This is a genomic window from Bifidobacterium sp. ESL0704, from assembly GCF_029392075.1.
GTDB lineage: Bacteria > Actinomycetota > Actinomycetes > Actinomycetales > Bifidobacteriaceae > Bifidobacterium.
This window is the reverse complement of sequence record NZ_CP113929.1, coordinates 1,095,758-1,119,992: the sequence shown is the minus strand read 5'-3', so window position 1 is coordinate 1,119,992 and position 24,235 is coordinate 1,095,758. Positions and strand designations below refer to the sequence as shown.

General features: G+C 58.1%; 14 protein-coding genes. 11 read left to right on the top strand and 3 right to left on the bottom strand.

Features of this window, described 5'->3' with window-relative positions; translation table 11 throughout:
* Positions 1-127 precede the first annotated feature (127 nt).
* Positions 128-1,339, bottom strand: coding sequence for a glycosyltransferase (locus tag OZX64_RS03835; protein WP_277174872.1), 1,212 nt, complete (start codon positions 1,337-1,339; stop codon positions 128-130).
* Between the two features lie 210 nt (positions 1,340-1,549).
* On the opposite strand from OZX64_RS03835, the gene purT reads away from it, so the two are divergent.
* From purT to purD, 6 genes are all read left to right on the top strand, one after another.
* Entirely contained in the window at positions 1,550-2,824 is a 1,275-nt protein-coding gene (gene purT / locus OZX64_RS03830) for a formate-dependent phosphoribosylglycinamide formyltransferase (protein WP_277174871.1), read from the top strand.
* Between the two features lie 292 nt (positions 2,825-3,116).
* Complete coding sequence (gene purC / locus OZX64_RS03825; protein WP_277174870.1) at positions 3,117-3,866, top strand: phosphoribosylaminoimidazolesuccinocarboxamide synthase; 750 nt, start codon at positions 3,117-3,119, stop codon at positions 3,864-3,866.
* Between the two features lie 113 nt (positions 3,867-3,979).
* Complete coding sequence (locus OZX64_RS03820; RefSeq protein WP_277174869.1) at positions 3,980-7,840, top strand: phosphoribosylformylglycinamidine synthase; 3,861 nt, start codon at positions 3,980-3,982, stop codon at positions 7,838-7,840.
* Position 7,841: 1 nt separating this feature from the next.
* Complete coding sequence (purF, locus tag OZX64_RS03815) at positions 7,842-9,398, top strand: amidophosphoribosyltransferase (RefSeq protein WP_277174868.1); 1,557 nt, start codon at positions 7,842-7,844, stop codon at positions 9,396-9,398.
* Position 9,399: 1 nt separating this feature from the next.
* Positions 9,400-10,479 carry a phosphoribosylformylglycinamidine cyclo-ligase gene (purM, locus tag OZX64_RS03810; RefSeq protein ID WP_277174867.1) on the top strand — a complete coding sequence of 360 codons (1,080 nt, stop codon included), beginning with the start codon at positions 9,400-9,402 and terminating at the stop codon, positions 10,477-10,479.
* A 279-nt stretch (positions 10,480-10,758) separates the two neighbouring features.
* Positions 10,759-12,096: a phosphoribosylamine--glycine ligase gene (gene purD, locus OZX64_RS03805; RefSeq protein ID WP_277174866.1), complete on the top strand. Its 1,338-nt coding sequence runs from the start codon at positions 10,759-10,761 to the stop codon at positions 12,094-12,096.
* A gap of 130 nt (positions 12,097-12,226) precedes the next feature.
* Here purD and OZX64_RS03800 read toward each other — a convergent pair whose 3' ends face one another.
* Positions 12,227-12,715 carry a hypothetical protein gene (locus OZX64_RS03800; RefSeq protein ID WP_277174865.1) on the bottom strand — a complete coding sequence of 163 codons (489 nt, stop codon included), beginning with the start codon at positions 12,713-12,715 and terminating at the stop codon, positions 12,227-12,229.
* A gap of 279 nt (positions 12,716-12,994) precedes the next feature.
* On the opposite strand from OZX64_RS03800, the gene OZX64_RS03795 reads away from it, so the two are divergent.
* Genes OZX64_RS03795 through OZX64_RS03785 form a run of 3 tightly spaced genes read left to right on the top strand, consistent with a single transcriptional unit; the run spans position 12,995 to position 16,756 of the window.
* Positions 12,995-13,810: an ABC transporter ATP-binding protein gene (locus OZX64_RS03795; protein WP_277174864.1), complete on the top strand. Its 816-nt coding sequence runs from the start codon at positions 12,995-12,997 to the stop codon at positions 13,808-13,810.
* A 10-nt stretch (positions 13,811-13,820) separates the two neighbouring features.
* On the top strand, positions 13,821-15,272 hold the full coding sequence (locus OZX64_RS03790; RefSeq protein ID WP_277174863.1) for an ABC transporter permease: 1,452 nt from the start codon (positions 13,821-13,823) through the stop codon (positions 15,270-15,272).
* A complete protein-coding gene (locus OZX64_RS03785; RefSeq protein WP_277174862.1) occupies positions 15,269-16,756 on the top strand; it encodes an ABC transporter permease in 1,488 nt (495 codons plus the stop codon). The genes OZX64_RS03790 and OZX64_RS03785 overlap by 4 nt, the downstream gene beginning before the upstream one ends.
* A gap of 225 nt (positions 16,757-16,981) precedes the next feature.
* Here the strand turns inward: OZX64_RS03785 and OZX64_RS03780 are convergent, their stop codons facing one another.
* A complete protein-coding gene (locus tag OZX64_RS03780) occupies positions 16,982-19,069 on the bottom strand; it encodes an LTA synthase family protein (RefSeq protein WP_277174966.1) in 2,088 nt (695 codons plus the stop codon).
* A 413-nt stretch (positions 19,070-19,482) separates the two neighbouring features.
* Between OZX64_RS03780 and OZX64_RS03775 the strand changes: the two genes are divergently transcribed.
* Both OZX64_RS03775 and OZX64_RS03770 read left to right on the top strand, forming a co-directional pair.
* Positions 19,483-20,874: an alpha/beta hydrolase-fold protein gene (locus OZX64_RS03775; RefSeq protein WP_277174861.1), complete on the top strand. Its 1,392-nt coding sequence runs from the start codon at positions 19,483-19,485 to the stop codon at positions 20,872-20,874.
* Positions 20,875-20,964: 90 nt separating this feature from the next.
* Positions 20,965-24,126: a DUF2156 domain-containing protein gene (locus OZX64_RS03770; protein ID WP_277174860.1), complete on the top strand. Its 3,162-nt coding sequence runs from the start codon at positions 20,965-20,967 to the stop codon at positions 24,124-24,126.
* Positions 24,127-24,235: the final 109 nt, after the last annotated feature.

Below are 24,235 nucleotides of genomic sequence, written 5' to 3'. Positions count from 1 at the left end.
GCGTCTTTGCCCGAGTTGCAGAGATAATCACACTTATGCCTCTATTTTCGTGATTATCTCTGTAGCCCGGCCTCATGTGCAGAGATAATCACATTCCGCGGCAGCATTACGATTGCAACAACGACAATCACCGTCGTCCCGGCGCCGCAGGCTGCCACGTCTTCTGCGCACCAGCAATCGCCTCGCGCTCCATGGCGACAAACCGGTGGACGCTCTGCGGCAACGCATATTTTTCGCGTGCTTCCTGCGCGTATTTCGGCCCCCATTCGGCCAGTTCCTGCGGGTGTTCGATCCACCAGTCGATGCGGCGGGCGAGCGCTTTGGCGTTGCGGGCCGGAAACACCGAAGAATCCGTCAGCGCGAACTGGCTGGCGGCCGAAAGCGGAGAGTCTGCGATGACCGGTACTAGACCCGAGGCAATGCCCTCGAGCACGCTCAGCGATTCGATGTCGACGATGGAGGGATGGACGAGCAGATCGGCTGTGCGCAACAGGTTCGGCATCTCGTCGTTGGGCTGGAACCCGATGTGCGCCGGCCGCGGCAACAGCCGTTTGGCAAGACGACGAAGATGCCGCTGCAATGGCCCGGTTCCGCAGATGGTCAAATCGATTTGGGCAGCGTGACGGCTTAAGGCCACGGCACGAATCAGCGTTTCGTGGTCCTTTTCATGGGTGAGCCGGCCGGAAGCGATGATCCGGAATGCACCTTCCGCATTTTTGTCATGCGTCTCTGCCGTCTGTGTACTCGCCGCGTGAAAACGACTTGAATAGCCGTTGGAGATGACATGGAGCCGGGCCCTATAACCGTGCGCACGCAGCTGGCGGGCAATCATCTGGCTCGGAGCATGGATATGACCGATATGACGGTAGAGCCAGAAATCAAACAGATAATAAATCAGCGAAGGAATACCAGGGATATAGCGCAACGGACCAGCGGAATAGGTGACGTTTTCCGGCTGGAGGTGAAAGCCGGCGGTCACGGGAATACCCATCGAACGCGCAACGGTCAGGGCGTGCCTGCCGAATTTGAACGGCATATAGATATGCACCACGTCGGCGCCAGCAAACGCACGTCGGAACACCGCATCATCAGGCTCGGCGAATTGCATCTGCTGCTTGGCCGCAAGCCACGAAATGAACGGCAGATGGTGAATCCCAACGGGATAATCGGGAGCGCCTACGCCGACCAACCGGACATGGTGTCCTTCCCGCTCAAGTTCCTTTGCATATTGCAAGGCAGAATTCGAAGTGCCGTTGCCGCGATTGCCGACCGAGTCCACCACCAGTGCGATGGTCAACGGCTCGATGGCATTACCTGCGACGTTTCGGGATTCTGGCATGATTCCATCCTATCGCTGTGTGGAAACCACGGCCGATACAACGCATCAGACGGACCCACGGAAAGCGTATGGCGCTTTCGGGATTCGGCGTATCGTATTGGCATTCCGGGTTTAACCGAATACACCAATCCGATCTCGCAATTCATCAATTATCGCCATTATCATCGATAGGCGACCTCGTTCGGGGCCATCCCGTGCGACAATGAAACCATGAGCGCTGAAACTGAATCCACCGTAGTCAACTATCCGCTCGGCAACCTCGCCGCAAACCGACAGACGCGGGTGCTGCTATTGGGGTCTGGCGAACTGGGACGAGAAATCGCCATCGAATTGACGAGGCTCGGGGCGTTCGTCATCGCCGCCGACAGCTACGAACATGCCCCGGCGATGCAGATTGCGCAGGAAAGCCATGTCCTGGATATGACCGACGCGGCGGCGTTGGATGAATTGATCGCCGCTACCGGCCCTTCAATCATCATCCCTGAAATCGAGGCCATTGCGACCGCGCAATTGGCACAGGCCGCGACCGATGGTATCCAGGTCGTACCCAGCTCACGCATCGCCGCAATCTGCATGGACCGCGAGGCCTTACGGACGCTGGCGCATGAAAGACTCGGCCTGCCGACCACTCCATATCGTTTCGCGGCTTCGCTTGACGAGCTGAAAGCCGGCGTCGAAGCCGTCGGCTACCCGTGCGTGGTCAAACCGGTGATGAGCTCCTCTGGCCACGGCCAATCCGTGCTTCACGATGACGGCGACATCGAAGCGGCCTGGCAGGAAGCGCAAAGCGGAAGAAGGGACGCGAAAGACGGCGGCATCGCGCATGTCATCGTCGAAGCGTTCGCCCCGCTTGATTACGAGCTGACCATGCTCACCGTCTCCTCCAGCGCCGGCATCGTGGTCTGCTCCCCCATCGGACAGCGCCAGCAGGACGGCGACTATCGAGAATCATGGCAACCGGCACAGGTCGATCCCGGTGTTCTGGAAAAGGCGCAGAAAATCGCCGGCAAAGCGGTCGAAGGTCTGGTCGATATCGCCCACAAAGACGGTGAACACGGATGGGGCGTGTTCGGAGTGGAACTATTCGTCCTGAAGAATGGCGAAGTCCTTTTCAACGAGGTCTCTCCCCGCCCGCACGACACCGGCATGGTGACGATGATCTCGCAGCGTTTGAGCGAATTCGCGCTGCATGCCAGAGCGGTTCTGGGAATACCTGTCACATCATCAAGCGTTGCGCTCGCCCTCAAAGACGACGAAATCGCAGCCAGCCATGCCGTAGTGGTCACCGGAAACGGATCAGTGACTTTCTCCAATATTCCGCAGGCTCTGTCGCAACCTGATACCGGCCTGCGCATCTTCGGCAAGCCAACCGTCAACAGTCACCGTCGCATGGCCGTCGCCTTGGCTGTCGGCCAAAACGAAACCGAGGCACGGCAACAGGCGACACAGGTGGAATCGATGTTAGACATCACCATCACGCAATAATGGAGATCAGGGAACGATCCGGTTCTCACTCGATATTGCCGGTATTCAGCTGTTCAATATTCGAGACGTTTCATGTTGCCCGGCAATATGAACGAACATGAAACAGAAAATTTACAAAGCCGTTTTTGCTTGGAAAAACGCCAGAATTCCAAAAATCGACCGGAAACATGAACCGTCGATTGCCGTATTTTCTTGCTAACAGGCTTCGAATTTGTTAGCACCGATTGCTATATTTTTGGTTGTAAGTTCACCTATTCAATCAATCTCGTTACTCTACGGGAAGGGCGATTTAATGGAGAAACTGGACATGCTCTACAAGGGCAAAGCCAAAAAACTCTATTCAACTAATGACCCGGATGTGCTGTGGGTCGAATATATGAATCAGGCCACTGCCGGCGACGGCGCGAAAAAAGCCCAGATTCAAGGCAAGGGAAGCCTCAACAACCGCATCACCACGGTTCTTTTCAGGCTTTTGGAAGCCGAAGGCGTCAAGACGGATTTCGTCCGCCGTATTTCCGACACCGAACAGCTCAATGAGAAAATCACGATGTTCCCGCTTGAAATCATCATGCGCAACACCGCTGCGGGTTCCTTTGCCAAGCGCTATGGCGTCAAGGAAGGAACGGAACTGAAACGCCCGATTCTCGAATTCTGCTTCAAATCCGACGAACTGCACGATCCGTTCATCAACGTCGACGGCATCGTGGCCCTTGGCCTGGCCAGCGACGAGGACATGGCCGAAGTCTCACGGCAGACTCGTGACATCAACGAGAAGCTCACCAAGATCTTCCAGGACATCGACGTGAAACTGGTCGATTTCAAGATCGAGGAAGGCAAGAACAAAGACGGCGAAATCGTCCTGGCCGACGAGATCACCCCCGACACCTGCAGGCTCTGGGACCTGAAGGACGGGTCCGGCAAAGTCGAACATCTCGACAAGGACCTCTTCCGCAGAGATCTCGGCGACATCATCCCCGCATATGAGGAAATCTACAAGCGTTTGCTTAACCTGGCCGACGCTCGTGGCGTCAAGGTCGAATGACATATCGCTCGTACACCAACGGATGGTGTACGAGCGATTTTTGGTTGTTCCACATTCCTGTTTTCAATACATTTTTACTTTCCCCTTCTTGCCAGCAGTGCTAAGGACCATCAGTGCTTTCAACAGTTTTTCGCGTATATGTAGAAAAGAAACCCGGCTTTGATGTAGAAGCCGCCAATCTCACCAACGAGTTGCGTGACGTGCTGGGACTCACCGAGCTCGTTCGCGTCCGCATCATCAACCGCTACGACGCCCAAGGCTTGAATTCCAAGCTTTTCGATGCCGCCGTCCCGACCGTTTTCAGCGAACCGCCGGTCGACACGGCCACACGGGAGTTGCCCGATGTAAGCGGGGCCCAGGTCTTCGCCGTGGAATACCTGCCCGGTCAGTTCGACCAACGTGCGGAATCGGCCAGCCAGTGCATCCAGCTGTTGAGCCAAGGGACACGGCCGGAAGTACGGACCGCGAAAATCTACGCGCTGTACGGCAAGCTTTCCCCTGATGACGTTTCAGCTATCAAACGCTACGTGATTAACCCGGTCGACGCACATGAAACAGGACTGGAGACGCGTGAAACGCTGCAAACCGAGGTCAAGGTTCCGGCGGATGTCGAAGTGATCGACGGATTCAACGAACTCGACGACGCCGGATTGCAACGTTTCATCGCCGAGCGCGGACTGGCGATGGATCTTGGCGACGCGAAGTGCTGCCAGACCTATTTCCTCGGCGAGCACCGCGAACCGACGATCACCGAAATCAAGGTCATCGACACCTATTGGTCCGATCATTGCCGCCACACCACCTTCGGCACCGAGCTGACGCAGGTCGACATCGACGACACCGTGGTCAAAGCCGCGTTCGAGCGTTATCTCAAGGTCCGGCAGGATCTGGGACGCAGCGCCAGACCGGTGACTTTGATGGATATGGGCACCATCGGCGCCAAATCGCTGGAAGCCAACGGCGAACTGACCGGACTCGACAAATCCGAGGAAATCAACGCCTGCACCGTCAAGATCAAGGTCGATGTTGACGGCAAACCGGAAGACTGGCTCTTCCTCTTCAAAAACGAGACGCATAACCATCCCACGGAAATCGAGCCGTTCGGCGGGGCCGCCACCTGCATCGGCGGCTGCATCCGCGATCCCTTGAGCGGCCGCGCCTACGTCTATCAGGCCATGCGCGTCACCGGTGCCGGCGATCCGCGAGTCCCGGTTTCGCAAACATTGGAAGGCAAACTGCCGCAGCGCAAGCTCGTCACCACCGCCGCTCAAGGATATTCCTCATACGGCAACCAGATCGGGCTGGCTACCGGGCAGGTCAATGAAATCTATCATCCCGGCTATATCGCCAAGCGCATGGAGGTCGGGGCCGTGGTGGGCGCAGCACCTGCCATCAACGTGCGCCGTGAAACGCCGGCACCCGGCGACAAGATCATCCTTTTGGGCGGACGTACCGGGCGCGACGGCATCGGCGGCGCCACAGGAGCTTCCAAGGCGCAAGACACCGAAAGCCTCACCGAATCGGGAGCCGAGGTGCAAAAAGGCAACGCCACCGTCGAGCGCAAGCTGCAACGGCTTTTCCGCCGTCACGATGCCAGCGTGCTCATCAAACGCTGCAACGATTTCGGAGCGGGCGGCGTATCCGTTGCGACCGGCGAAATCGCGGATGGCCTCAAGATCAATCTCGACAAGGTCCCCAAGAAATACGAAGGCTTGGACGGCACCGAACTGGCGATTTCCGAGTCGCAGGAGCGCATGGCCGTCGACGTGGCGGACACGGATGTGGACGAGTTCTTGCGGTATGCACGCGAAGAGAACCTTGAAGCCACGGTCATCGCCACCGTCACCGCCGAGCCAAGGATGACCATGGATTGGCGCGGCAAGCGCATCGTCGACCTCTCCCGCAAGTTCCTTGCCTCGAACGGTGCCGCGAAGCATCAGAATGTGCGTGTGCTGCCGGCTGGGAATTATACGGTTCCCGAAGACTGGAAATCCGGAGACCTCAAGCAACGCCTGACCTCGTTGGTCAGCGACATCAACGTCGCCGGCAACAAGGGCCTTGCCGAACGTTTCGACTCCACCATCGGCGCCGGCACCGTGCTGATGCCGTTCGGTGGGCGCGAACAGCTGACGCCGAGTCAGGCCATGGTCGCCAAACTTCCCGTGCCGGGAGGCAAGACCACCACCGCCAGCGCCATGGCGTGGGGATTCAACCCGTATATCACCGAGCGCAACCAGTTCGCCGGAGCCTATCTGGCCGTGGTCGAATCGGTATGCAAACTTGTGGCGACCGGCTTCACCCGAGAGAACGCCTACCTCAGCTTCCAGGAGTATTTCGGCAAGCTGCACGATGACCCGAAACGCTGGGGCAAACCGACAGCGGCGCTGCTCGGCGCATTGAGCGCACAGCTCGACTTGAAGGTCGGGGCCATCGGCGGCAAGGATTCGATGAGTGGCAGCTTCGAGCAGGATGGCCAGGAGATGGATGTACCACCCACGTTGGTTTCCTTTGCCGTGTCGACCGGGAACATGAACGGCACCATATCGCCGGAATTCAAGGCTGCAGGGCATCGCATCGTCCGCATCGCGCCGAAACGATACGGATATGGAAAAGCTGGCGACAACACCAACGATGCCGAGAACGCTTACCGTCTCATTGCCGACCCCGGCGATCTGCTGGAAACGATCGCATTGGTCGAGGGTCTGACCACCGCCGACCAGACCCTCGCAGTTTCGACGCCCGGTTATGGCGCAAGCGCGGAAGCATTGTTCAAGATGACGCTGGGCAACCGAATCGGCGTCAAGCTCGATGATGCCTTCAGTCTGGATGCCTTGTTCGAGCCCGCATATGGCTCCTTTATCGTGGAACTGTCCGAAGACGCCGAAGTGCCGGAAGGCAACGCCCATGTGAATGTCAGCGTTATCGGCACGACAACCGATGCCTACGAATTCGCAGCCGCAGGCGAGACCGTCGATCTCGACGGTTTGCAGGACGTCTGGGAATCCGCGATGGAGGAAATCTTCCCCTATCGCAGCAAGGCAAGTCGACATGCAAGCGAAACCGGAACACAGAGCGAAACGGAAACCATCAGTTACCGCAAGGGACGGCAGGCTTTTTATGCCGGCAATCCGTTGAAGGCCAAACCGCGCGTGCTCATTCCGGTCTTCCCCGGCAACAATTGCGAGTATGACGCTGCGGCGGCGTTCGCGGCGGCAGGTGCCGACCCTCATACGCTGATCGTCAACAACCTCTCCCCCGAGGCCGTGGCGCAATCCTCACGAAAGCTGGCCGAGGAAATCAAAGCCAGCCAAATCATCATGATTCCCGGCGGATTCTCCGGCGGCGACGAACCGGACGGATCGGCGAAATTCATAACCGCGTTTTTCCGCGCCCCCGCCGTCGCCGATGCCGTGCGTGATCTGCTGAACAACCGCGACGGCCTGATGCTTGGCATCTGCAACGGATTCCAGGCGCTGATCAAGCTTGGTCTCGTGCCTTACGGCGACATCGTCGATCCCAACGAAAACCAGCCGACGCTGACGTTCAACACCATCGGCCGTCATCAAAGCCGTCTGGTACGCACCCGCATCTCCAGCGATTTGTCACCGTGGATGTCCGGCAGCAAGGTCGGCGATGTCTACACCATTCCGATCTCCCACGGCGAAGGACGGTTCGTCGCCACGCCTGAACAAATCAGACAGCTTGCCGATACCGGACAGATCGCCACACAATACGTAGACGAAAACGGCAACGCGAGTATGGATCTGGCCGACAATCCCAATGGTTCTATAGCCGCACTCGAGGCACTGACCAGCCCGGACGGCCGTGTGCTCGGCAAGATGGGGCATTCCGAACGCCGCGGGAATGGTTTGTATCTCAATGTCCCCGGCCACGAGTTCCAGCCGATTTTCGAAGCGGGTGTGCGGTATTTCACCGGCAAGAGCGCCGATACGACAGACGAAAGGAAGGCCTGAAATGTCATTCGAACTGGAAGACGTTCACGAGGAATGCGGTCTATTCGGCGTCTGGGGCCACCCCGATGCGGCGCGCCTTACCTACTTCGGCTTGCACGCGCTGCAGCACCGTGGGCAAGAAGGCGCCGGCATGGTCTCGAACGATCACGGCAGGCTCATCGGCCACCGAGGGTTGGGATTGCTGACCGAAGTGTTCCATGACGAGCACGAGATCGAACGACTCACCGGCGATCGCGCCATCGGCCACGTCCGTTACGCCACCAGCGGCACCGGCGGCATCGACAACATCCAACCGTTCATCTTCTCATTCCATGACGGCGACATCGCGTTGGCCCACAACGGCAACCTCACCAACTGCATCGCGCTGCGCACCCAGCTTGAGAACGAAGGCGCCATTTTCCACTCCAATTCGGACACCGAAGTGCTGATGCACCTGATCCGCCGTTCGAGCAAGCCGACGTTCGTCGAAAAACTCAAAGAAGCGCTGAACATCGTTCATGGCGGTTTCGCCTATCTGCTGATGACCAAGAACGCGATGATCGGGGCGCTCGACCCGAACGGCTTCCGTCCGCTTTCATTGGGACGCATGAGCAACGGGGCCTACGTGTTGGCCAGCGAGACCTGTGCGCTGGACACGGTGGGTGCCGAACTGGTCCGTGACATCAAGCCCGGCGAAATCGTCGTGGTGGACGACAACGGCTACCGCATCGACACTTACACCGACACGACCCAGCTGGCGATCTGCTCGATGGAGTTCATCTATTTCGCCCGTCCGGATTCCAACATCTACGGCGTCAACGTCCATTCCGCCCGCAAACGTATGGGCGCTCGTCTTGCCCGCGAAACGGCTGTGGACGCGGACATGGTCATCGGCGTGCCGAACTCCTCGCTTTCCGCAGCATCAGGTTATGCTGAAGCCAGCGGCCTGCCCAACGAAATGGGACTGATCAAGAACCAATATATCGCCCGCACGTTCATCCAACCGACGCAGGAACTACGCGAACAGGGTGTGCGCATGAAGCTTTCGGCCGTCCGTGGCGTGGTGAAAGGCAAGCGAATCATCGTCATCGACGATTCCATTGTGCGCGGCACCACCTCCAAGCGCATCGTCCAGCTGTTGCGCGAGGCGGGAGCGGCGGAAGTGCACATGCGCATCAGCTCGCCGCCACTGAAATACCCGTGCTTCTACGGTATCGACATCTCCACGACCCGCGAGCTCATCGCCGCACGCATGAGCGTCGAGGGAATCCGCAAGTATATCGGCGCGGATTCCCTGCAATTCCTCAGCCTTGATGGCCTTATCAAATCCATAGGGCTCAACGCCGACGCGCCATACGGAGGCCTGTGCGTCGCCTACTTCAACGGCGACTACCCCACCGCTCTGGACGATTACGAAGACGAATTCCTGGCCTCGCTCAAACCTGAGGAACGCGAGCGCCTGCCGCATTTCGCCAAATACGAAAGCCGATACAGGAACAACGAATACCGCCACGCAGAATCATCACGACACGATCGGTCTACCAGCGCCACCACAGCCAGCACCACAAGGAGGGCATAGCATGCCGAAAGCATACGAACAAGCGGGAGTCAGCGTCGAGGCCGGTTACGAGGTCGTCCGTCGCATCAAATCGCACGTCGCACGGACCAACCGGCCTGGTGTGGTCGGTGGCATCGGCGGGTTCGGCGGGCTTTTCGATCTGGCAAGCCTCGGATACAAGGAACCGATGCTGGTCAGCGGTACCGACGGCGTAGGCACCAAGCTCATGGTCGCCAAAATGGCCGGCAAGCACGACACCATCGGCATCGACTGCGTGGCGATGTGTGTCAACGACATCGCCGCCCAGGGCGCGCAGCCGCTCTTCTTCCTCGACTATATCGCCTGCGGCAAGAACGATCCTGCGCTTCTGGAGCAGGTCGTCTCCGGCGTGGCCGATGGCTGCGTTCAGGCGGATTCGGCGCTGATCGGCGGCGAAACAGCGGAAATGCCGGGAATGTATGCACCCGACGAATACGACCTGGCCGGATTCGCGGTGGGTGTCGCCGAGAAATCCGCTATCGTCGACGGCTCGGGCATCCGTGAAGGTGACACGCTGATCGGTCTGGAATCCTCGGGAGTCCATTCCAACGGATTCTCGCTGGTGCGCGAGGCCCTCTTCAACGAAGCTGGCTATGGCGTCGACACCTCTCTTGCCGCCCTTCCGGAATTCAAGGACTCCGAGAACGGACACGCCGATGATGACCATGCGACAACGCTTGGTGACGTCCTGCTCACCCCGACGAAAATCTACGTCCATGCGTTGAAGCCGCTGTTCGCGGCCGGTCTTGTCAAAGGTGTCGCGCACATCACCGGCGGCGGATTCATCGAAAACATCCCACGTATGATTCCTGACGGCCTCGCCGCCTCGATCAAAGTCGGCACGTGGAACATTCCGCCGATTTTCGAGGTCATCGAACGCGCCGGCAGCATCGATCACACCGAGATGTTCAACGTATTCAACATGGGCATCGGCATGGTCTTGGCCGTCGACCCGGCGAAAGCGGAACAGACGCTCGCAACGCTTGAATCGACAGGCGAAACCGGCCATATCATCGGCTCTATCGTCACGTCCGACGAGAGAAAACGGGTGGTTTTCATCTGAACCGTTCCGACCGTCACCGGCAAACCAGCGAAACAAGACCACCAGCCAGCCAAATCATGGGTTTGTGGCTTATCACGTCTTTGCGGCTACAAACCCATGATAAAGAAGCTCCTCATCATGGGTTTGTGGCTTCATGAAGATTAAAAGCTACAAACCCATGACAAGAGAGTCCCACAACATGGATTTGAGGTTTAGTATGAAATTGCGGGCTCAAAACGGTATCAGACACAAGAGCAGATCATGCGTTATATCTCTCAGCGGCATAGGAAAGGACATGAAATGGGTATGAAGGTTTTGGTCATCGGATCGGGAGCGCGCGAGCACGTCATCGCCGCCACGCTGCTCAAAGGCGCAAGCGTCGATGAGGTCACCGTCGCTCCCGGCAATCCCGGCATGGAGCTCGACGGTATCCGCACCACCCGCATTGACCCATCCAACCATGCGGCCCTGATCGAGTTCATGCAGTCCAGCAACTATGACTGGGCGCTGGTCGGCCCCGAAGTCCCGCTGATGCACGGCATCGTCGACGATTTCCGTGAAGTCGGTCTCAAAGCGTTCGGCCCCACCCGTGCTGCGGCCCAGGTCGAAGGTTCCAAGGATTTCGCCAAGCAGCTCATGGCCCGCCATGACATTCCGACCGCAGCCTACCGCGCTTTCACCGACTACGAGGCCGCGGCCGCATACGTTATGGAACACGGGGCACCCATCGTCGTCAAGGCCGACGGACTGGCCGCAGGCAAAGGCGTGACTGTGGCGCTCGACACCCAGACGGCGCTCAAGGCGTTGGAAGACATCTTCGTCGAACACCGTTTCGGCAACGCCGATCTCAAGGTCGTGCTCGAGGACTTCCTGGAAGGCCAGGAGTTTTCGCTGATGAGTTTCGTCAACGGCACCGAGTTCTGGCCCATGCCGATTTCACAGGATCATAAACGCGCCTACGACGGCGACAAAGGTCCGAACACCGGCGGCATGGGGGCCTACAGTCCCGTCCCGCAAATCAGCGACGAAACCGTGAAGACCGCCATCGACACCATTGTTCGTCCTACCGTCAAAGCGCTGGCCGAAGAGGGCACACCATTCACCGGCATTCTCTACGCCGGACTCATTGCCACCGAGGAAGGGCCGAAAGTCATCGAGTTCAACGCCCGCTTCGGCGACCCCGAGACGGAAGCCGTCTTGCCACTTTTGACCAGCGATCTCGGTGAGGGCATCAACGCGATCCTGAACGATGAACAACCGACATTCACCTGGCGTACGGACGCCACGGCGCTTGGCGTGGTCTTGGCCTCCGACGGCTACCCCGGCAATCCCAAGAAAGGCACCCCGGTTCCGGCTATCGACACCGACGCAGATTCCCACATCTATTACGCCGGCGTGAAAGCGTCCAAACATCACGAAACCGTCGAATCCGCCGATTCGACCTCGCCAACAACCAGCTTGGTCTCCTCCTCCGGCCGTGTTCTGGTCTACGAAACGCTCGCCCCAAACCTCAAGGCCGCCCAAACCAAAATCTACGACACCTTGGACGCCTTGGACACCACCGGTTTCTTCTACCGCCACGACATCGGCGCCAAGGCTCTTGAAGCCGTAGTTCCGGACAACAGAGACAATCAATAATATCCGTCATGGTGGTATGGCTCAGTCACTTGGCAATGCGGCTTGGCCATGCCACAGCCATCGGGACTTGCCATCATCTATCAAGGGCACCATTGCCTATCTGGAATGTTCATTGTTCTGAGCTGCTGTATCAGCCGGGTTGCTTTTCTTGCATTGTTTCCGGCTTCTTTTCCTCTTCGAATCCATCCGGTAGCACGCGATCGAGTATCAGGCCAATCACCCACGACAAACCGACCGATAACAGCGTGGCCATGAACGAGCCTCTGGCATCAATGAACATGACGGCCATCAAAACCCAGCCAACTCCAAAATCAGCTATCGTGCTGAAGACTTCATTGAGCACCTTATGTCTGGCTCTGGGGCAGAATGTGTAGACCAACTTATCCGTCAGATAGGTCAGGAAAAACCAGAGCAGGAACGCAACCACCATGCCAAGCAAAAATCTCCAGCCCTGTGCCCAATCCCGGACCTGCCCGAAAACAAAGAAACGCCTGATCAGATAGCCGCCTGCGACAAACGGAACAGCAGTTGCCACCACGAACACGACGAAGAAGAATCCCAGCCCGATGACGCCGGAAACACCGAGCTTGTCATCGGAAGAGTCGGTCGTATCCTTCATATCAGCCGCTCTCCTGGTCCGTAGACAAAACAACATCAGGCGCGGCAATCGACCCTACATCTCTCTACCGTCCCGCCAATAGGACTACAGGCGGCCACGCCATTATCGTTGGAAATCTAAGAATACCAGCGCGGTACCGTGATAACCAAATCAAAGCATGAAGGCAGAGAAAAGGCTGCTCAGTCATCCTTAGGAATGATTGCACAATTAGTGGAATTCCAATATATTATTGAAATATCCGATGTTGGAAAACGGCAATCATTGAAGATGGGCGTGGCAATGCAGAGAGATATCAAGAGTTCAGACCGCGACGACGGGCACGCCGTCTCCAACCATGCGCCGCCACCGCACCGACACCGCGAGTTCGTGAGCATCCATAATCTGCGCAAAGTCTATGCGGTCGACGACGACAAAGTAGTCGCCCTGGCACATATCAATCTTGAAATCCCTCGCGGGCAGATCTGCTGCATCTTCGGCGAATCGGGATCCGGCAAATCGACGTTGCTCAACCAGTTGGCCGGTATGGAGAAACCGACGAAAGGGTCAGTGCACATCGGCCACAACAACATCTCACAGATGGACGAACGCGAACTGGCTCTTTTCCGCCAGCGTCATATCGGTTTCGTCTTCCAGTCCTACAATCTGCTCCCCCACCTCACAGCAGTCGAAAACGTGGCGATGCCGCTGATGTTCTGCGGAGTTGACAAAACGGAGCGCGAGACCAAGGCCTGCCGGATGCTCAAACGGGTGGGGCTGGGCAAACGGCTCAAACATTTCCCCTCGCAGATGTCCGGCGGGCAGCAGCAGAGGGTGGGCATCGCGCGCGCCTTCATCGCCAGGCCGGAGGTCGTCTTCGCCGACGAACCGACCGGCAACCTCGATTCGAAGACCAAGAACGAGGTGATGACGATGATGTGCGCCTTCGCCCGGCATTATCGACAGACGCTGGTGCTGGTCACGCACGACGAGCACATGGCGCAATACGCCGACCGCATCGTCACCCTCCTCGACGGGCATATCGTCGGCGATGTGATAACGGAAAACATAGCCGCGCAAGCCATCAATACTTCAACCATCCACCACAACGTTGAGTGAAGGAGCACGCATGAACCACATATTTGAAACGACATCAGGCAAGCCGAGACATGAATCCGCCGTCAATGCTCTAGCCGAAAACGCAGTGCAGGCAGATTCAGCGAATCCGCGAACTGGACTTCGCCGTCGTGCGTTGACCACAGCGCTGGCGGCCGCCACCGCATGCGCCTTGCTCTGGATGCCGACGGCACTGACCCCGCATCCCGCCTATGCAGAAGACGCCGCGGCAACGGCCCCCACCGCGCAGTCCAGCACAACCAGCTCCTCCGGCGGCAGTGGTGGCGCACCTGCCAACGAACCGATCACCGGCCCCGTACCCAACGTCATCATCACCAACTTCAACTACGGCAACGGGGCGGTGGCGATCGGCAGCGATTTCAACCTCGTCTTCACCTATCAGAACAAGGGACAAGTAGCCATACAAAACATGGTGATCACCGTGGACGGCGGCGATATGCTCGCCATCTCGGGAGGGACCAACACCTTCTATGTCGCCTCGCTTGGCGCAGGGCGCGCACTGAGCCAGAGCGTACCGATGCAGGCGCTGGCGGACGCGAAAGGCGGGGCGCAAGGCGTCACCATTCACTTCGCCTACGAATACGTGCAGAACAACCAGCGTTCCTCTGCCTCGGCCGACATCAAGGTTTCGGTGCCCTTGAGCCAGCCCACACGCCTGCAGTTGAACGATCCGGTGACCCCTGAGAAAGCCCGGGCCGGCGAGGAGGCCACCATCACGCTCGCCTATGTCAACAAAGGCAAGGGTGACATCGCCAATCTCGAAGCCACCTTGGAAGGCGACGGGTTCAAGGCGAGTGTGCCCACCCAGTACCTCGGCAATGTGGCCAGCGGCGCCAGCGGTAGCATCGGCTACCTGTTCACCCCGCAGAAAGCCGGCAAGCTCGATGCCAAGTTCAAGGTCTCGTACGAGGATTCGGACGGCAAGGCGCAAACCAAGGAATACCCGATCAGTATCGATGTGGGCCGGAAAGCCGAACCCGCGGAAATGACCGTTTCGGAGGAGACCTCCGCTCCCAATCCCCTGCCTTACCTCATCATCGGCATTCTGGTGCTGATCCTTGTCATCGCGCTGATCGTGGTGCTGGTGCGTCGCCACCGCAAGAAGAAAAAGGCGAAGCAGGACGCACAGGAGGATGACGACGACGATTGGGACGACGATATCGACGATATCAACGATGACCATGTCAGTGCCCTTGATGGCGGGAGTCCTGCACCGTCTTACGGACAGAACGGCATCTCACAGAACATTGCCGCAGCAAACAGCAATATGGCAGCCACCGCGGTATTGCCGAAAATAGACTCCCCATACCAGAATTCTTCGGCATTCCCCAGCCGAACCGGAACCGATGATTCGTCAAGTCAAGACGACGATCGTTTCAAGACGAACTCCCCTGAAGGAGACATCATCGGCACCGGCCAGACCTCCAATGAGGGCCGCTCATGAGATTCGGCGATATCATACGGCTCGCGTTCCAGAACCTACGACGGCGCAAGTCGCGCACCGTGCTCACCGTGCTGGGCGTCATCGTCGGCTCCTGCTCGATCCTCATCATGATCTCGCTGGGGCAAGGCATGAGCGCGGCCAACGAGGCGATGTTGAGGCAGATGGGCGACCTGACCCTAATCACCGTCAACGGCGGCAACGGTGGCGGCCCGATGATGGCCGCTTCGGGAACAGAAACCGGAAACGGCGGCAATTCCAATAAAAAGCTTGACAAAAATTCATTGACCACCTTCCGCAATCTCGAAAACGTCAAAGCCGTCACCCCGATGGAAACCTTGAACACCACCGTCGATGTGGCGGCAGGTGCCGGAGGCCGATACAACGCTGACCAATACAGCAATCTGGTGATCCAGGGCATCGATATGACCCAGTTGAAAGCGATGGGATTCGAGGTCGTCAAGGGACGTGTTCCGTTGCGTCAAGGCGAAGTGCTCGCGGGCAAGAACACCGCCTATTCCTTCGGCGACAGCTTCCGCTCCGACGAGGATTCCATGCGATACGCCCCGGACTCGGGATCATGCCAATGGAACCCAGACACCAATACCTGCGAGACCAGCGACAAACCACCCTTCTTCGACCAGCTGAACATGACCTACACGGCTTCGAAAGCCGCCGAGGACGACGGCGAACACGGCGGTGGCGTCGACGCAAACACGGGAGCCCAGATCACACAGGGTGGGCCACAAGCCTCGCAGACCGGCAACGCCAGCAACGCTGGCGGAACGTTCAAGTTCAACGCGGTCGGCACGTTGAAAGCCAATCAAAACGCCGGAGAGTCCACCCACAACGGCTTTTTGATGAGCCTTGACGACCTTCAAAAAATGCGCAAGGCCATCGATCCGACGGCGCAGACGCCCAGCGACTATTCGACGGTGCTGGTCAAAGTCGACGACCTTTCGAAGGTCGCCGAAGTCCAGAAACATATCCAATCACTGGGCTATCAAGCCAGCTCCAGCGAGGATATGCGCAAGGAGATGCAGAAGGACTCCAACCTCGTGCAATTGGCATTGGGCGGTATCGGCGCGGTGGCGTTCCTCGTCGCCGCCATCGGCATCGCCAACACGATGGTCATGTCGGTCACCGAGCGCACCCGCGAGATCGGCATCATGAAGGCATTGGGCTGCAGGGTGCGCGACATCCGCCTCATGTTCCTCACGGAGGCAGCGGCGCTCGGTCTGCTCGGCGGACTGATCGGATGCGTGCTGAGCGCTCTGGCATCGTTCGGCATCAACGCCGTCGCCAACAGCGTCACCAATTCGGCCGCGACGATGGGTCAGGAGGCCACGAACATCTCCATCATCCCCTGGTGGCTGTATTGCTCGGCACTGGTCTTCTGCGCCGTCATCGGCCTGATCTTCGGCTTCGGCCCGGCCAACAAGGCCGTGCGCATCCCCGCCCTCGACGCCATCAAGAATCAGGAATGATCGATGAAAATGTGACGATGTCATGTTGTAAAGACGTTTCATGAGTTGGAGGTTGGAATCAACTTTCTCGGGCGTAACCTTGCCCGAACGGACTCGAGTGTCCCGTGAGAGTTTATCCCAGCCTCCAACGACCAACCGAATACAGTAATTTTAAAAATTACTTATCCAAAATCTAATACATACAGATTTAACTCTTGCTACCTGCGTTATCAGATCAATCAACATTCAGTCCATGAAACCTGCGTCCTTGAGATACCCCTTGCCGGCGGTGACGTCATACTGGATGAGCTTGTAGTCGTGCATCAGCTGCTTGGTCTGCGCATCGAAGTCGCTCGCGGCCATCGGCTGGCCCTTGGCGTCGAGGTAGATCGGCTGGCCCTCGGGGATGCGAGACCATCCCTGGATCTGGTTGACCACCGGCGGTTCCATCGCGGAGACCTTGCCATGCAGACGCGTGAGGAAGGCCAGGAACGGCGTGACCTTCGAATTGGTCTGTTCGGCGGCCTGCGCCATGAAGAAGTTCGGCGAGGAATACTGCCCGTCCGGACTCTTGTACCCCTGCCGCCCGCTTGCCTTGTTCGACCAGATGAAGTAATCGGTGGTGTGCAGCGCCAGCGAATTCTTCTGGTCGGCGGAGGCGGTCTTGTAGATGCCCGGCAGGTGGTCGCCGTAGAAAACGACGGTGACGGGCTTCTTCAACGAGTCCATCTGACGCAGGAATTTGGCAGTGGCCGCATCCGTGATGTTCGCGCCCTTGGCGTAGGTGTTGATCGACTCGTTCTCATCGGCACCGAGCGGCTGCGAGGGATCGGTCGAACGGGCCTTGAAATCATTGCCCTTGTACCAGTTTTGATACGGCATGTGGTTCTGCATCGTGGCCAGCTGGACGAATTCGTTCTGTGGGTTCTTCTTCATCGATTCGTACACGCTCTGATAGGACGAGGCATCGGAAACATAGGGAGAGGAATCAATCTTGGCACGATGCGCGATCACCTCCGGGGGCTCCAGCGAATAGAAATGCGAGAAACCGAACTTCTTGTAGTTGTTCGCACGCAGATACATCGAGGGCTCGTAGGGGTGGAAGGCCACGGAATGTTCCTTGCTTCCCCACAGCTGGTTGATGGTCGGCGTCCACTTCTCGCCGGGGATGAGCTGCTGGTACGGGCTGGTCAGCGACGGATCGAAATTGGCCATCGACATGCCCGTCAGGCTCATGTATTCGAGGTTCGCGGTACCGCCGCCATAGCCCGAGGAAAGCATGTAGCCTCCGGTCGTGTGCTTCCTGATTTCGCGGGTATTGGGAATCGGGTCATGATTGAGTTTGATCCCCGGCACGCGCGACGGATCGGAATACGATTCGGAAAGGATGAAGACCACGCTGCTGTCGCTCATCTTGGCGGTGCGGGTCTTGTTGATCTTGGCGGCTTCGGCGGAATAGCGCTTGGCGACCTGCTTCATCGTCGCCTCGCTGTAGTCGCTCGGCTGGTCCATCACCTTGGGATGAGCCTGGCCCAGGAAGGAGACCAGCGGGCCGTTGCGTTGGGCGTCATAGACGGAATCCCACATCGAGGGGATATAGCCCATGGCCTTGGCGAAAGCATTGGTAAACGTATTGATCTGGCCGACCTGATAGCTGAATCCGAGCACCAGAAGCAGAGGCACCGCGATACACACGATACGCAGTGCGGCACCGAGGCTTTTGCCGGCTCTCCTGCCGCCGTCTGCCCTATTGCCGCCCTTGCTCTCGCTCTCATTCGCCTGACCGTCGGTTTCGTGACGCACAACGCCAACGGCATCACCGGCGCGATGACCCACAAAATCAATCATCTTGCCATGCCGCATATCAAAATGATTCAGCGCTACGAACAGCACGACGACCAGAACCATCGCCACCACAACGGCCGCGATCAAGCCGCCCGAACCGGAAGGGATGAAGCTGAACAGCGATCCTGCGTCACCGTTGGAGACGAAGCTCACATCGGAGGGAAGAATCGTCTCATAGCGAACACTGACCTTGAAATGCTCGACAAGCGCAATCAGAATCACCAATACAAGCATGACGGGCGTGGCGATCCAGAAACGGTTGAACAACATGAGCACGGCAAGATAGATGAACCCCACCAAAAGCAGGTTCAGCACGAAGACGAAATTGCATTCCCGCCACATCTTGGAGACCATGCCCCATACGCCGGTAAGAGGACTGGACAGTTTCACACGGGTGTCGTTTTGCGTAACACCCTTCTGCAAAATGACGGTCATGATGATGTCGAACAGCACAAACAGCAGGGCATAGACCCATCCGCGAACATGCATGCGATGTCGGGGGGCCGGACCCGTCTTTCGTGCGTTCTGCTGAAGTTTGCCCTCGTTGCCGGAAGCGGCTTGCGTGGCCCCATCCACCGATTCGGCTTCACCCAAGTCCTGCTGCTCGACCTCGTTCATACCGTTGCGTTCCTTTGCCTTAGAATTTCGCATATCCTGTATTGTCATCTTGTGTCAACCCAACGAATGTTGATGGTTAAACCCCTATCACGTTAGTCTGTATGAAAACTGTAGGTTCGTTTCCAATTCCCCAATTTCTACGATAACAATCATAACGGGATACTATTATACCCACCGCACACAATTGCGTCGGAACGGAATCATTCTTCCGACTGATGGACGCGGCTGAATGCATACGTCTAGAATCACTGAGTAATATTGCGCTTGATACGGCGAGGGGAAACATGGACTGGTTTTACAAAATCAACCTGCTCGAGGGATGGCTGCCCACCACTTTAAAAATACTGACGCTGCTCGGTTTCATCGCCGTCATCGTGCTGAAATCGAAAGACGGCTGGTTCTCCCCCCTGCTCAAACAGTTCGGTTGGGGTTTCATCGGCACCGTCATCGGCTATATGGTGGTCTGGTTGCTTTCCGACGTTTTCATGGTCTTCGGGGTCAGCCTCGGGCGGGTCATCGAATTCAACATCGCGTTCGGCATCGGCTTCATTGCGGTATTGGTGTCCATGTGCTTCGATTCGGGGACTCTGCGCAAGACCCTCGCCATCATCACTGCCGTACTCACCCTCCTCACCTTCGCGCTTCGCGTCGATATCATCTATGGCGAATTTTCGACAGTAGGCTCGCTCTTCGGCCATAACCAGTTCTCGGCGCTGGAAGCGGAAAACGTGCACAAGGCCTCGGCGACGCAAACCGACACCGTAAAGGAATGGAGAAAGCTCGGAGAGGAAAACAAGCTGCCGGCAATGCCCAAGAAAGGCATCGTCCGCTCGGTCAATATTCCCGCGACCCTTTCCCATTTCAAGGCGCGTACGGCGAACGTCTATCTTCCCCCTGCGGCTTTGAGCAAAAACCCTCCGAGACTTCCGGTCATGATCGTGATGGCGGGGCAGCCGGGCACTCCGGACCGTTTCTTCAGCGCAGGCGTGCTTGGCGATAAACTGGACAGCTATGCCGCCAAACATTACGGTCTGGCCCCCATCGCCGTCTCCCCCGACCAGAACGGAAGCATCACCCACAATTCGCTGTGTGCCGACACCCCGGTCTTCGGCAACGCGGAGACGTATCTGACCCGCGATGTGAACAACTGGATAAAAAAGACGCTGCCCGTTGAGACCTCAGCGGACAAATGGCTGATCGGCGGCTATTCGCAGGGTGGCACATGCGCCACGCAACTTGGCGCCGCCCACCCCGATCTGTACGGGCACATCTACAGTGCCGGCGGCGAAATCGAACCCACCGCCGGCTCGCACCGGTCCACGGTGAAGCGTTTCTTCAACGGCAGCGAAAAGGAATTCGACAAGCACGTCCCGATTACGCTCATCAGAAATCATGCCCCCTCAAAGCAGACATGGTTCTCAGCCGCCGGCGAGCTCGATTCCAAATCGCAGAGGAACCAGAAAGCCATTTCCGCGCAAGCAATGAAAGCCGGGATGTCGGTGACCACGGTGATCGTCAAAGGCACTGCCCATGACTGGCATACCGTCAATGCAGGAATGACCGCTCAGATCGACCTGTTCGGAACCGAAACGGGACTGGGGAAAACCGGCAGGCAAATTTCGTCTTATCCGAATCTTCAAGTGGTGAGTGCGAACACCAACCGCGAAAGCGACTAGCGGCCGACGCCCCGATGCAATCGCACGATCACTGACACACAACAGCATTCAGCAAGAGGTAGCAGGCCTTACCATTCAAGAACGAGAGCCATGAAGATGAAAACAGACGAAGATATCAACAGCAAACCGACGCAACGTCCATCAGCACCTGCCGCACCGAATTCGGCGGCGCCGGCCACGGTTGCGAACACTTCAGCAAAGCCTGAAGACGGGACCAGACCGGACCCCGGGCAAGGCAGCGGCACACCAGCTAAAGGCAGCGGCACATCCGATAAAGGCCAGGCCAATTCGACCGGCCAAACCCGCAAGACTCCTCAACGCGGCAAGAACCCTGGTATTCCGCCCAAAGCCAAGAAACGCAGACCTTCAAGCTGGAGCGTGCTGGGCCATGACATCCTGAGCTGGATGTACGGCCATCTTTTCGCCATCATCGTCGCCGCAGTGTTCCTCGTGGTCAATATCTTTGGCATGGTCTCTTCGGCCATACGGCATCTGCACGCCCCTGCCTACGGACGGACTCTGAGTCTCACCGAAATCCTCTTCGGACGCAGACCGGGAGGAGGAAGGCCGCACGATCCCTTCCAACAGCCGCTGCACAGCCAGGACATCATTCCTTGGCTGACGAACATCCTGCGTTCCGCGGTGTTCGTGCGCAGCTCTCTGATGCTCATCGTCTATACCTTGCTTATTGTCGTCATCCTTTCCGTGGCACAATCACGGCTTGGCGCGCTGAAGACGACGTTTGCCGCACTGTTCAGCGCAGTCGCCGGGTCGACACTTGGAATCTTGGTCTGCGTGTTGGTCGACATGGCCATGCACGACTGGCAAAGCATGGAGCGTCTGCCCGTTCTGCTCTCCCCCTTGACCATCGTCATCGGGGCGCTGATGGCGGAAAGCGCCTATGAATCCGTGCTCTGGCGGCGGCGCATTCTGCTGCTTGGCTATACGGTCATCGGCACGCTGCTGCTCTTCAGCGGCAACCCCGGCGACTATTGCACGCTCGGCGCCGCGCTTGTAGGCCAGCTCGTGGGCCTAGTGATGCACGGCCCAGTCAAGGACCATATTCAATGGACCAACAGCACCGATTATGAGACCCGCCGTCTTTTTGCGTTCGCCCAGCTGGTGCTGGCAATCGGCCCTCTGCTGGCGCTGACCTCCACCTCGCATCTGGGACCCTTGACCACGTTCGGCCTCTTCACTTCCTCCATCTGGGGCGATTCCTCGCTGCTCACCTCCTGCAGCGTCAATCGGTCGGTGACGAGCTGCCTGCGCTTGGTGGCAACACGACAGCATCTGGCGATAGCCGGCCTGTGGCTGCACATGCTGTTGCCTATAGCGGCCCTCGCCTTGGTGGCATGGGGGCTTTACCACGGGCGCCGGTTGGCGGCGTGGGTGAGCATCGTGCTCAATGGTGCCGCCGTCGTATTTGCCGTGGTCTACTATGTTGTCTTTCCCTTGACCATCACGCCGATGACCCCGAGCATGGCCAGCCGCTACAACTTCATGCCGGCTTTCATCACCACTGCCCTGCCGCCTCTGGTGGTGATCGTCCTGATGATTCGTGAACTGCCGCATTTCAGCGTTTCGACCGGCTCGTCCCGGGTTCGTGGCGGCATTGTCGCCATAATCGGCATGCTGCTGATCACCAGCTGCGTCTATATCGGCTTTGCCGTGTCGGCTCCCGAGGACTTCAAGCCCCGCCCGACCGTCAAGCTGCTGATGATAGACATGCTTCGCCGGCTTCTGCCCACCGGATTCGGCGGCCGCAAGCGCACCACGCTGATCGCGCCGCAAACAGAGTTGGCGACATTGGTGAGTGAGGGCCTCACCGTCGTGTTCTGGCTGACGGTACTCATCGTCTTCATCCTCTGGTTCCGCGACAATGTCACCCCGGACGAGCGCGACCGCAAGAAGGCCGAAGCACTGGTCACCCTTGGCGGCGAATCCATGAGTTTCATGACCACTTGGGAAGGCAACCACTATTGGTTCTCCTCCACCGGCCGCTCCGCCATCGCCTACCGCGTTCTGCACGGCATCGCCCTCAGCGTCACCGGTCCTTTCGGCGACCCGAGCGAATACACGCAGGATCTGCGCGAATTCACCAAGTTCTGCGACGCAAAAGGCTGGTCGCCTTCCTTCTACGCCGTCCATGACGATCAGCGTGAGGAGCTTGAATCCATGGGCTGGTCATCCATCCAGGTAGGTACCGAAATGGTCCTTAATCCCAACCTTTGGCAGACGCGCGGCAAGAAATGGCAGGACATCCGCACCGCCATCAACAAGGCCAAACGCGACGGCATCACCGACGTGCTCACCACCTATAACCAGGCCGGTTTCGCCATCGACCAGCAGATCGTGGACATCTCGGAGCAATGGGCCCAGCTCAAGGCGCTTCCGGAAATGAAGTTCACGCTCGGCGGCATCGAAGAGCTCAGGGATGACCGCGTGGCGCTGCTCTATGCCATCGACGCGCAAGGTACGGTTCTCGGCGTCACCAGCTGGCTGCCCACCTATCGCAACGGACGGGTGATCGGATGGACCCTTGATTTCATGCGTCATCGCACCGACAGCCCGAACGGCATCATGGAGTTTTTGATCGCCCGCATGGCCGAACGCCTGCGCGACCAAGGCCTGAACGACCCGGCCGAGGCCATTGAGTTCATGAGCCTTTCCGCGGCTCCCCTGGCCGGGATGGGTGAGAAAGCCGCCGTTGCCGCCGACAAGGCGGTCGAGGGTGATGCGGCCGGCAAGGCAAAGAATCCGTCCGGAACCGGAAAATCAGGGAATCCTGATAACGGCAAGGCCGAGGCCAAAACCGCCAACGACGAGACCGGGGTTGCTCCGGTTCAAAGCGCCGATGACAAAGCGAAGAGGGCAACGGCCAATACCGCCAAGTCGACGACCAAGACGGACGGATCTGCGACACCGGGCAAGGACGGAAAGGCAGAAACCGGCTCCGTCAAAGACGGCAAGCCGAAACAGACTTCGCCCAGCGGCACGGCAATCATCGAACACGCACTGCAGATCGCGGCCGATGTGCTTGAGCCGGCCTACGGTTTCAAGTCACTGTTCTTCTTCAAGAAGAAGTTCCAGCCCAGCCCGGCTCCGGTCTATATCTGCTATCCGGATTCGGCCAAGCTGGCCCAGATCGGCATCACCGTGGTCAGCGCCTATGTGCCTGAACTCAAGCCCAAGCAGGTCGTGGAAATCGTGAGATCCATGACTTCGCCGGATAAGAGCGACAGGAAATAAGTGCCGCCGAAATCCTGGACAACGCAAAAGGGACGCTAACCGGTTATCATCGACCGGCCGACGTCCCTTTTGCATTCAACGATTCGCATTCGGCAATGTTGAAAGATTT

Bases quoted from the DNA above. Each gene is read 5' to 3' on its own strand.
- OZX64_RS03795 (WP_277174864.1), top strand. From the start codon at position 12,995: ATGCAGAGAGATATCAAGAGTTCAGACCGCGACGACGGGCACGCCGTC.
- purM (WP_277174867.1), top strand. From the start codon at position 9,400: ATGCCGAAAGCATACGAACAAGCGGGAGTCAGCGTCGAGGCCGGTTAC.
- purF (WP_277174868.1), top strand. From the start codon at position 7,842: ATGTCATTCGAACTGGAAGACGTTCACGAGGAATGCGGTCTATTCGGC.
- OZX64_RS03800 (WP_277174865.1), bottom strand. From the start codon at position 12,715: ATGAAGGATACGACCGACTCTTCCGATGACAAGCTCGGTGTTTCCGGC.
- purD (WP_277174866.1), top strand. From the start codon at position 10,759: ATGGGTATGAAGGTTTTGGTCATCGGATCGGGAGCGCGCGAGCACGTC.
- OZX64_RS03835 (WP_277174872.1), bottom strand. From the start codon at position 1,339: ATGCCAGAATCCCGAAACGTCGCAGGTAATGCCATCGAGCCGTTGACC.
- purC (WP_277174870.1), top strand. From the start codon at position 3,117: ATGGAGAAACTGGACATGCTCTACAAGGGCAAAGCCAAAAAACTCTAT.
- purT (WP_277174871.1), top strand. From the start codon at position 1,550: ATGAGCGCTGAAACTGAATCCACCGTAGTCAACTATCCGCTCGGCAAC.
- OZX64_RS03790 (WP_277174863.1), top strand. From the start codon at position 13,821: ATGAACCACATATTTGAAACGACATCAGGCAAGCCGAGACATGAATCC.
- OZX64_RS03775 (WP_277174861.1), top strand. From the start codon at position 19,483: ATGGACTGGTTTTACAAAATCAACCTGCTCGAGGGATGGCTGCCCACC.
- OZX64_RS03770 (WP_277174860.1), top strand. From the start codon at position 20,965: ATGAAGATGAAAACAGACGAAGATATCAACAGCAAACCGACGCAACGT.
- OZX64_RS03785 (WP_277174862.1), top strand. From the start codon at position 15,269: ATGAGATTCGGCGATATCATACGGCTCGCGTTCCAGAACCTACGACGG.
- OZX64_RS03780 (WP_277174966.1), bottom strand. From the start codon at position 19,069: ATGCATGTTCGCGGATGGGTCTATGCCCTGCTGTTTGTGCTGTTCGAC.